The following is a 9,079-nucleotide window of genomic DNA, read 5'->3' as shown; positions in this document are numbered from 1 at the left end:
CGCTGGCATCGCCTGCATACGGATCTGTTACCGCAGACTCACCAAATGAGATGAGCTCTAAGGGGGCGACGATAGAAATTTCAGGGGTGGTCGCTGTATCATGCGGCCAGGTCCAGGACGGTGAAGTCGATCTCGTCCAGGGCGGGGTCGAACGCCTCCGGTTCGATCCCCAGCACGTCGGTGGCATAAGCGCCGAACCGGGAGATGTGGGCGCGCAGGTACGGCGAGAGCGCAGCGAGCTCCTCGGCAGTGATCGTCCACCCCTCGGCGACCAGGTCACGGACGATGTCGGCGATGTCCAAGGCGTTGTGGAAGATGACCAGGTTGGCCAACAGGGTGTTGAGCTTGATGAGCTTCTCCTGCTCGACGGGGTCGTTGTCGGCCAGCACCCCGTTGTTGCCGAACCTCAGCCGCTGGGAGAAACCGTTGTAGGACTCGACCTTGTTGGTGGCCGCGGTGATCCACGCCCGCAACTGGGGGGTCGGCCAGGTAGCGCAGCAGCGCCACGGTGCGCACCGACCGCCCGACCTCGCGGAACACCTTGTAGATGCGATTCTTGCGCGAGTTCGACCGCAGCCGCCGCATCAGCGTGGCCGAGGACAGCCGCCCCTCGCTGATGGAGATCGCGACCTGCATCAGGTCGCGCCAGTGCCGCTCGATCAGCTTCCAGTCGATGACGTTGCGGCCCCGCTCCCCGTACAGCTCATCGGTGCTGGGGTAGATCACCTTTTCTGGTAGCACTTCAGCGCGAGCACCACCGCGAACAGCGTCTCGGGGGTGCTGGTCAGCTTGGTCGCCCACTTGGTCTCGTCGGCGTTGGGGGTGAAGGACAGGTGCAGCATCCGCGCTGAGGTCAGCTTCTTGAACTGCGGGTAGGCCGTGCGCTCGATCGAGGTCACCGGCAGCCCTCTCCGGATGGGGGGTCAACGAACGCCGAACACGGTACGGCGGTCGGACACGGTGTTCTGGGCACTTCACCGAACCGCAACCGAACAGGCGCGCAACGTCACACCTGAGCGGAGAGCGAGGCCGCCGACCTGCCCGTTGCCCCTTTCCGGCTTATCTTGTCTGCCCCCCATCAGGGTCCGGGGGGTGAGACGGTAACCGAGTCTGATGGCGAGCACGGAGCCGACGACCACTCCGAGCGCGAACGGCAGGAACATGACCCCGGTCAGAGCGGGACCCGTCGCGAGGACGCGTTGGAGGTAGAGGGACACGAAGTAGAAGGCCGAGGCCATGGCCGGGCCGAAGGAGCGGTTCGCGTGTGGTGGTCCGTTCGACGTGGATGAACCCGGCCAGCAGGACGGCGGCGACCGCCAGGGTCGTCAGGGTGACCGGTGAGGTCCACGGGTACTGGTCGGTGCGCACGACCCCGAAGACCAGCAGGGTCATGCCCGCCGTGGCCAGGACTGCCCCGAGCGCGTCCGGACGGCCGCCGCGAGTGTCGCCCAATACGGCGGCGATGCCGCGCCAGGCCATGACCAGCGCGCACAGGGCCATCGGTACGTTCACGAACATCACCCAGCGCCAGCCGGCGTACTCGGTGAGCAGCCCACCGATCAGCACCCCGAGGGCGCCCCCGGCGGCGTTCATCGCGCTCCAGACCCCGAAGGTCCGGACGCGGGCTTTGCCGGTGGGGAACGTGGCGGTCAGGAGCGCCAGTGCGGCCGTAGCGGTCGGCGGCCCTGCCACCCAGGAGGAGGAGCCCGCCGAAGGTGAGGGCGTAGGCGTGGATGACCCAGGTCAGGCCCATCTCGCTGAAGCCCAGGCCAGCGGCGATCCGGGGGAGACCGACGTTCACGACCGACAGGTCCAGCGACACCATGAACTGCACGACGGCCACGGCGGTGAGCGTGAGCCCCGGCCGGGCAGCGGAACCATGCGACATCACGGGCTCCGTTCGCGGTGCTGTCTGACTTTTCGAACATGTTCCGAAATTAGCATCGAGAGAGATCGAGTGAAAGCCCGGAAACCGCGCCGGTTCCCCGAGGACATCGGCGAGGTAGGTTGGGACGATGCCCCGACAGCCCGCACCCCACGGCCGCACCGGTCGGCCGCCCCGGACCTCCCGTGCGCAGATCCTGGCGGCGGCCCGCAGGCTCATCGACCGGGACGGCTGGGAGAGGCTGACCATCCGTCGGCTGGCCGCGGAACTCGGTGTCGGCGCGACGACCCTGTACCACCACATACAGGACAGGGAGGAACTGCTGGTCCTCCTGCTCAACGACCACGTCGACCGGATCGAGCGCCTCCGCCTGCCCAGTGACCCCCGGGACCGCGTCATCGCGGCCGCCACCGCACTGCACGACGCCCTCGCCGACTGGCCGTGGGCCGCGGAGGTCCTCACCACCGACGGGTTCCTCGGGCTCCTCGACGCGTCGGCGCTGTGGATGGTCGAGGCCATCCTGGCCGCGGCCCATGAGTACGGATGCACGCGGGAACAGGCCGTCGACGTCTTCCGTAACGTCTGGTACTACACGGTCGGCGAGATCCTCGTCCGCGCGCACTCCACCCGCCGACGCGCCGGGGACGAACCCCCCGATCGCCGCGGCGCCTTCTCCGACGGCTTCGACGCCTCCCAGGTGCCGCACCTGGCTGCTGTCGGCGACCGGTGGCCCGCACTGGCCGCACGGGACGTCTACCCGCGGGGACTCCGGGTGTTCGTCGACGGCCTGCTCGCGGACGCCGTGTCGGAGAACCCTCCCGGGGGGTGAACGGGCTGACCCGCAGGCCGGGGTCCGCAGCTCAGGCGCGGGTGGGCACGCGGTGGCGGACCGGGTCGTGCTCGTCGACGTGCCCGGAGGGCCGGGTGCGCACCCGCACGGCGTCGTCGGAGGGGGCCAACAGCAGCGCCCGGCCGACGGTGGCCTGGACGCCGGCGCTCACCCGCGCCACGGCCGGGGCGGTGAGGGTGAACAGCGCGCCCGCGAGCATGTGGATCAGGGTCGTGGCCAGCACGGGGGAGTCCGGCAGGACGTGGGAGCCGACACTGGTGTAGCCGGGGACGTGGTAGAGCGCCCACCCCCACAGGGGGTACAGCAGTCCGCCCACGCCCGCCGCCCACCAGGTCAGGGTCAGGGCGAAGGTGGCCAGTGACAGCGGCAGGACCATCAGGGCGTGGAGGGCGTCCAGCCAGCTCTGCGGGCAGGTCAGGGGGGCCAGGGCGCGGCGGAGGGGGCCCGTCTCGGGGCTGGCGGGACGGTAGGCGCGCCGGACCACGGGGCCGCCGAGCAGGTCGGCCAGGCGGATGCGTTCGACGTGGGCCGCGCCGCGGGCGACGTGGAGGGCCGCGACCAGGATGAACAGGCCCACGATGGCCACGGCGGAGCCGATCCCGGCGGCCAGCCCGGTCAGGACCAGGGCGAAGGCCGGGACGGTCAGGGCCGGCCCCAGCAGCACGTATCGGGTGTCGGCCACGATCCGGGAGAAGGGGTTGTTGGCTGTTGCGTCATTCATCGACCAGTGCCGACCTCTCTGAGCGCGCGGCCTGGCGGCACGGCGTTCCCCCGGGCCGTGGGACTTCTCGGATTCTCCGGTCACGGTTGTCGTCCATGACGGCGAACCTACGCCCGCGGGCGGCCCCGGGTCAGGGCCGCAGGGGTGAAGGGTGAGGGTGGTGCTGGCCCCACCGCGGGTCGGCGCCGGGGGTTCCGTGCGGGGTCCGGTGCCGGTGCCCGATACTGGGGGCGCAGGATTCGGACACCGGGGAGGCGTGTGTGACCACCACTGAGACCGATGACGCAGTGGGGCGGGGCGGGTCGGAGCTGCGTTACCGTGCGGCCGTGCCCGATGACGTCCCCGCTCTGGTGGAGTTGGTCAACTCCTGCTATCGGGGTGACGTCTCGCGGCGGGGGTGGACGACCGAGGCGGACCTGCTCGACGGCCAGCGGGTGGACGAGGACGTCATGGGCGCGCTGCTGGCCCGCACGAACACGCTCGTGCTGGTGGCCGAGTCCGGCGGGGAGCTGGTGGCCTGCTGTGAGCTCCAGAGGGGGACCGGCGGCGCCTACTTCGGGATGTTCTCGGTGCGGCCCACGGCCCAGGGGTCGGGGCTGGGTCGGCGTGTGCTCGCGGAGGCCGAGCGTATCGCCGCGCGGACGTGGGGGTGCCGTCTGATGCGGATGAAGGTGCTCAAGCAGCGCTCCGACCTGATCGCCTGGTATGAGCGGCGTGGGTACACCAACACGGGCCGGACCATCCCCTTCCCCTACGGTGACGCGTCGTTCGGTCTGCCCAAGCGCTCCGACCTGGCCTTCGTCGAACTCACCCGCGAGCTGCCGGCCGAGGCGGACTGAGCCCGGGCGCGCCCGCCGGTCCCCCACCGCGCCTCCCGTCGGGGCGGGCGGGTGGGGGTCAGCCGCGTTCGAGGTTGGCCGACATGCGTTCGAGCACGTCGACCGTGGCGCGGTACTCCTGGTCGCTGATGCCCTGGGCCAGGCGGCGGCGCGCGTCGCTGACCTTCTCGAAGAGGGCCTCGTGCGCCGTCTCGCCCGCGGCCGTCAGGGACAGCGGCTGCTGCCCCTCCACCCACCCGCGTGCGCGCAGCTGGTCGACCACGGGTGCGACGGTGGGCTCGTCCTCCTCCAGGAAGGGGGCCAGGCGCCGGTCCAGGTCGGCGACGGTTCCGGGCTCCTTGTGCAGGGAGGTGAGCACCTGCCAGTGGCGCCGCCCCAGGGACTCGCTGGACAGCACCCGGTCGAAGTCGTTTTCGATCAGCCGGTCCAGGTGCTTGAGCCAGTAGCCGATCGGTAGGTCGGACATGGGTCCTCCAGGCGTGGACGGTGGCCTCCGCGCGGTGTCAGGACGACGGTATCTCCCGCCCACCCGTGCTGACCAGTGACGGTGCGCGGTGTCGCCGCCCCCCGCCTCCGCCCCCGTCCGTGCCGTGGGCGGGGCGGGGTTCAGAGACGGCAGACCAGGGCGCCGCGCGGGATGACGAACACGCCGTCGGGGTCCTGGCTCCACCGGGTCCAGCCCGCCGAGATGTCCTCCAGGTCCTTCCTGGTGGCGTATCCCTCGGCGACCGCCTGGCGGCCCATGTCGGACTCCAGGATTCTCGTGGCCCACATGGAGCCCCACCACCGGCGGCGTTCGGGGCAGGAGTGGTTCCAGGTCTCGGAGACGTAGGTGATGTCGGTGAACCCGGCGGCGTGCGCCCAGGCGACCATGTGGCGTCCGGCGTCGGGTTCGCCTCCGTTGGCGCGGGCGACGCGCTGGTACAGGGACATCCACGTGTCCAGTTCGGGCAGGCGGGGGTACCAGAACATGCCGGAGTAGTCGCTGTCGCACACGGCGACCACGCCTCCGGGGCGGGCGACCCTGCGCATCTCGGCCAGGGCGCGTACGGGGTCGCTGACGTGTTGCAGGACCTGGTGGGCGTGGACGACGTCGAAGGTGTCGTCGGGCAGTTTCAGGTCGTGGGCGTCGTGGACCTGGAAGTCGATGTGGTCCAGGCCCGCCTCCTGGGCGGTGGCCCGTGCCAGGTCGACGGCCTCGGCGGAGGAGTCCACGGCGGTGACGGGTCCGGGGGCGACGCGCTGGGCCAGGTCGACGGTGATGGTGCCGGGTCCGCAACCGACGTCCAGCAGGGAGCGCCCGGGGACCATCTCGTCCAGGGCGTAGGCGGTGGAGTTGGCGGCGTTGCGCCAGCGGTAGGAGTCGGTGACCGAGCGGTGTTGGCCGTGGGTGTAGCGCGACATGGGCCTCCCCTTTCCTGGGGGCGCTGTGGAGTGCCTGTGGTAGGGACCCTACACCGTCGTCTCTCTTTTTGAGATTTGATTCTCATTATTTGAGATACCCGTGTCGGTCGGGGAGCGCGCGCGTGCGCCCGCGGCCCTTCCCCTATGCTCCCGGTGAGGCCGCCACCGCCCCCCGGCGGACCGAACCCGCGGCCCACCCGAACGCGGCGAGGAGCCAACGATGAGCGTCAGGCACAGGGACGTCGAGGTCAACGGAGTCCGCTTGCACATCGCCGAACAGGGGGAGGGTCCGCTGGTCCTGCTCCTGCACGGTTTCCCCGAGAGCTGGTACTCCTGGCGCCACCAGTTCGCTCCGCTGGCCGAGGCCGGATACCACGTGGTCGCCCCCGACCAGCGCGGATACGCCCGCAGTGAGAGGCCCAAGTCCGTGGACGCCTACACCCTGCTGCACACCGTCGGCGACGTCACCGCGCTGATCCGCGAACTGGGCGCCTCCGGCGCCGTTCTGGTCGGGCACGACTGGGGGGCGCCCGTGGCGTGGGCGACCGCTCTGCTCCGCCCCGACCTGGTGCGCGGCGTGGCGGGGCTCAGCGTTCCCCCGGCGCCTCCGGCCATGATGCCCCCGCCCTCGGTCACCCGGGACCTGTACGGCGAGGGCTTCTACCAGATCTACTTCCAGGAGCCCGGTGTGGCCGACGCCGAGCTCGCCCGGGACCCGGCCGCGACGCTGCGCCGCATCCTGTTCAACGCCTCGGGGGACAACCCCCGGGTCGAGGAGCCCCAGCCCTGGATCATCCCCCAGGGGCAGAGACTGCTGGACACCATGCCCGAACCGGACGCCCTGCCCGACTGGCTGACCGAGGAGGACGTGGCCGCGTTCGCGCGCGACTACCAGGGGCCCGACGCCTTCACCGGTCCGCTCGGCTGGTACCGCAACATCGAACGCAACCACGAGCTCATGGCCGCCTTCCAGGGGCGCACCGTCGACGTGCCCGCCCTGTACGTGGTCGGGGACAAGGACATGGTGGTGTCACTGAAGGGGGTGGACTTCCTGCGCGAGAACCTGCACCTGGTCGCGCCGCGCGTCCACGCCAACGTCACCCTGGCCGGGTGCGGGCACTGGACGCAGCAGGAACGCCCCGAGGAGGTCAACGCCGCGCTGCTGGACTTCCTCGCCCACGTGGAGGGGGGTGCCACCGCCTAGCCTCCCGCGCGGGTGCCGGGGGCGGACGTCCGCCCCCGGCACCCGCGCGTTTCGGGTCGCGGTCAGGCCCTCTCCGCGGTCTTCGGCAGCTCCGCGAGCCAGTCGGCGAACGTGGTCGGCGCGATCCGGGCCCCCTCCCCCGGCAGCAGGACGTTCCCGGCCATCTCCGTGTCGAAGGCGCCCGACCACGTCGGCACCAGCGTGACCTGGCGACCCTGTGCCTGGTGGGTGCGTCGGGCCATGTCGACCAGGTCCTGGGGCTCGGGTCCGGCCAGGTCGGCGTGGCGCCCCAGCGGGTGGCCGAGGGCGACCTCGACCAGGACGTCGGCCACGTCGGCGGGCGCGACGGGTTGGACGAGCAGCGGGGCGACCGTGGCGACGCCGTCCTTCTCGGTCCACCCGGCGACCATGGCGGCGAAGTCGTGGAACTGGGTGGCCGGGACGATCGTCCACGGCACCCGCCCCTCGGTGACCAGGCGCTCCTGCTCCCGCTTGGCGGCGTAGTGCGGGTTGCCCTCGACGCGGTGGATCCCCACGATCGAGAGCAGCACGTGGTGGCGCACGCCCGCGCGCTCCTCGGCGGCGAGCAGGTTGCGGGTCATGGCGCCCAGCTGCCCGACCGCCGCCGACCGCTCGGCGGCGGTGGTGTTGGTGGCGTCGATGACGGCGTCGACCCCGGTCAGGGCCCGGTCGAGTCCGTCCCCCGTGAGCAGGTCCACGCCCTGGGAGCGGCTGATGCCCACGACCTGGTGTCCGTCCCGTTCCAGGGCCCGCGTGGCGAGGGATCCGATGTTGCCCGTGGCTCCGGCGACCGCGATCCGCATGGTGTTCTCTCCTTGTGTCGGCTTCCCGCACTCTATTAAGCCTATTAAAGATCCGCAATATCTTTAATAGACTGGAGGGCATGAAGCTGCCTGTGAGTACCGAGTGGGTGTTGCACTGCGCCACGACCCTGGCCCAGCTCGAACCGGGGGCCACCGCGTCCGCGACGCGGCTGGCGGAGTACTACGACATCCCGGCGCCCTCGCTGACCAAACAGCTCCAGGCGCTGGTCAGGGCGGGTGTACTGGACGCCACCACGGGCCCGCGCGGCGGATTCCGGCTCGCCCGGCCCACCGGCGACATCACCCTCCTCCAGATCGTCGAGGCCGTCGACGGCCCCTCCTCGCCCTACGTGTGCCGGGAGATCCGCCAACAGGGACGCGGCGCGCTGCCGCCCGAGGACTGCCAGGACACCTGTGTCCTGGCCCGAAGGATGGAGGAGGCCCACCAGGCCTGGCGGGACAGCCTCGCCGGGGTCTCACTGGCCGACGTCCTGGACAGCCTGCCGCCCACCGCGCACGAGCGCACCCGGGCACGGCTGACCGTCCGGCGCTGACCGCCCCCGCGGCCGTGCCGCTCCCGCAGTCGGCCGCGCCGACCGCTCGCGTCCTTGGCCCCGAGGCTCCGTTCAGGGGCCCAAGGCGCAGTCGCCGCACGTCCCGTACCCGGGCAGCCGGTAGTACAGGCAGCACGTGGTGCGCCGGAACACCGCCAGACCCTGCGCGTCCGTGCCGGTGTACCCGCCGGTCCCGGCCAGCGGGGGGCGGGCCAGGAGGGTGCGCGCCAGATCCTCGGCCGCCGACCGCACACCGGGGCGGTCGGCGCCCAACGCCCGGACCGCTCCGGCCAGGGCCGCCGCGGTGTTGCCGCGCAACAGTCCGGGCGCGACCCTGCCGACCCCGGACAGGGCCCGGGCGATGCGGCCCATCACCCCGGTGACGACCGTCTCCTCGACCCAGTCGGCCAGTTCCCCGACGGGGGCGGTCTCGGCGTACTCCTGCGCCGTGCGCAGCACCACCGGCCCCTCGCGCCCGGGGTCGTGGTGGAAACGCGCCGCGTCGAGCAGGACGCCGTGGCACAGACCGGCGGCCAGCACGGGGGAGAGCAGCCGCGTGGCCAGCCCCTGGTGGAGGATCGACGCCGACACCCGCCACTCCACGTCCTCGGGACCCTGGCCCGACATCTCCGCGAGCCGGGCACGCACCCGGTCCACCTCCGCGGCGAGCACCCCTTCGCAGACCCCCGACCCGTCCAGGGCGCGCCAGTGCGGCCCCGGAGCCTCCTGCTCCAGACGGAACAGCATGTTGATCCGTCCCACCTCGGCCAGGACCGGCCGCACCCGAACGCGAGCCAT

At 71.7% G+C, this 9,079-nt stretch carries 11 protein-coding genes and 1 pseudogene; 4 read left to right on the top strand and 8 right to left on the bottom strand.

What is annotated here, in order from left to right; genetic code table 11:
* Positions 1–98: 98 nt before the first annotated feature.
* From DVR05_RS27960 to DVR05_RS18035, 3 genes and pseudogenes are all read right to left on the bottom strand, one after another.
* Positions 99–732, bottom strand: a pseudogene (locus tag DVR05_RS27960) (Tn3 family transposase); the annotation flags it as partial.
* Entirely contained in the window at positions 723–899 is a 177-nt protein-coding gene (locus tag DVR05_RS26655) for a hypothetical protein (protein ID WP_157982471.1), read from the bottom strand. The gene DVR05_RS26655 and the pseudogene DVR05_RS27960, both read right to left, overlap by 10 nt.
* A 160-nt stretch (positions 900–1,059) precedes the next feature.
* A complete protein-coding gene (locus DVR05_RS18035) occupies positions 1,060–1,692 on the bottom strand; it encodes an MFS transporter (RefSeq protein WP_232832200.1) in 633 nt (210 codons plus the stop codon).
* A 323-nt stretch (positions 1,693–2,015) separates the two neighbouring features.
* Here DVR05_RS18035 and DVR05_RS18030 point away from each other — a divergent pair, with 323 nt between their 5' ends.
* Positions 2,016–2,714 (top strand): TetR/AcrR family transcriptional regulator, encoded by a 699-nt coding sequence (locus DVR05_RS18030; protein WP_116247046.1) that lies wholly within the window; start codon positions 2,016–2,018, stop codon positions 2,712–2,714.
* Positions 2,715–2,745: 31 nt separating this feature from the next.
* Here the strand turns inward: DVR05_RS18030 and DVR05_RS18025 are convergent, their stop codons facing one another.
* Positions 2,746–3,456: a sensor domain-containing protein gene (locus DVR05_RS18025; protein ID WP_116247045.1), complete on the bottom strand. Its 711-nt coding sequence runs from the start codon at positions 3,454–3,456 to the stop codon at positions 2,746–2,748.
* Between the two features lie 260 nt (positions 3,457–3,716).
* Here DVR05_RS18025 and DVR05_RS18020 point away from each other — a divergent pair, with 260 nt between their 5' ends.
* Positions 3,717–4,295: a GNAT family N-acetyltransferase gene (locus tag DVR05_RS18020; RefSeq protein ID WP_116247044.1), complete on the top strand. Its 579-nt coding sequence runs from the start codon at positions 3,717–3,719 to the stop codon at positions 4,293–4,295.
* A gap of 58 nt (positions 4,296–4,353) precedes the next feature.
* Here the strand turns inward: DVR05_RS18020 and DVR05_RS18015 are convergent, their stop codons facing one another.
* A complete protein-coding gene (locus tag DVR05_RS18015; protein WP_116247043.1) occupies positions 4,354–4,761 on the bottom strand; it encodes a MarR family winged helix-turn-helix transcriptional regulator in 408 nt (135 codons plus the stop codon).
* 140 nt (positions 4,762–4,901) lie between these two features.
* Entirely contained in the window at positions 4,902–5,699 is a 798-nt protein-coding gene (locus tag DVR05_RS18010) for a class I SAM-dependent methyltransferase (protein ID WP_116247042.1), read from the bottom strand.
* A 220-nt stretch (positions 5,700–5,919) separates the two neighbouring features.
* On the opposite strand from DVR05_RS18010, the gene DVR05_RS18005 reads away from it, so the two are divergent.
* Positions 5,920–6,903 (top strand): alpha/beta fold hydrolase, encoded by a 984-nt coding sequence (locus tag DVR05_RS18005; RefSeq protein WP_116247041.1) that lies wholly within the window; start codon positions 5,920–5,922, stop codon positions 6,901–6,903.
* A 62-nt stretch (positions 6,904–6,965) separates the two neighbouring features.
* Here the strand turns inward: DVR05_RS18005 and DVR05_RS18000 are convergent, their stop codons facing one another.
* Positions 6,966–7,727: an SDR family oxidoreductase gene (locus DVR05_RS18000; protein WP_116247040.1), complete on the bottom strand. Its 762-nt coding sequence runs from the start codon at positions 7,725–7,727 to the stop codon at positions 6,966–6,968.
* Between the two features lie 80 nt (positions 7,728–7,807).
* Between DVR05_RS18000 and DVR05_RS17995 the strand changes: the two genes are divergently transcribed.
* The gene (locus tag DVR05_RS17995; protein ID WP_116247039.1) at positions 7,808–8,281 is read left to right on the top strand and encodes an Rrf2 family transcriptional regulator; all 474 of its coding nucleotides are present in this window, start codon (positions 7,808–7,810) and stop codon (positions 8,279–8,281) included.
* A gap of 72 nt (positions 8,282–8,353) precedes the next feature.
* On the opposite strand, the gene DVR05_RS17990 is transcribed toward DVR05_RS17995, so the two are convergent.
* Positions 8,354–9,079 carry a (2Fe-2S)-binding protein gene (locus DVR05_RS17990; RefSeq protein WP_116247038.1) on the bottom strand — a complete coding sequence of 242 codons (726 nt, stop codon included), beginning with the start codon at positions 9,077–9,079 and terminating at the stop codon, positions 8,354–8,356.

The sequence above is a fragment of the Nocardiopsis sp. FIRDI 009 genome, from assembly GCF_003386285.1.
Lineage (GTDB): Bacteria > Actinomycetota > Actinomycetes > Streptosporangiales > Streptosporangiaceae > Nocardiopsis.
This window is presented reverse-complemented; position numbering and strand designations above follow the sequence as displayed.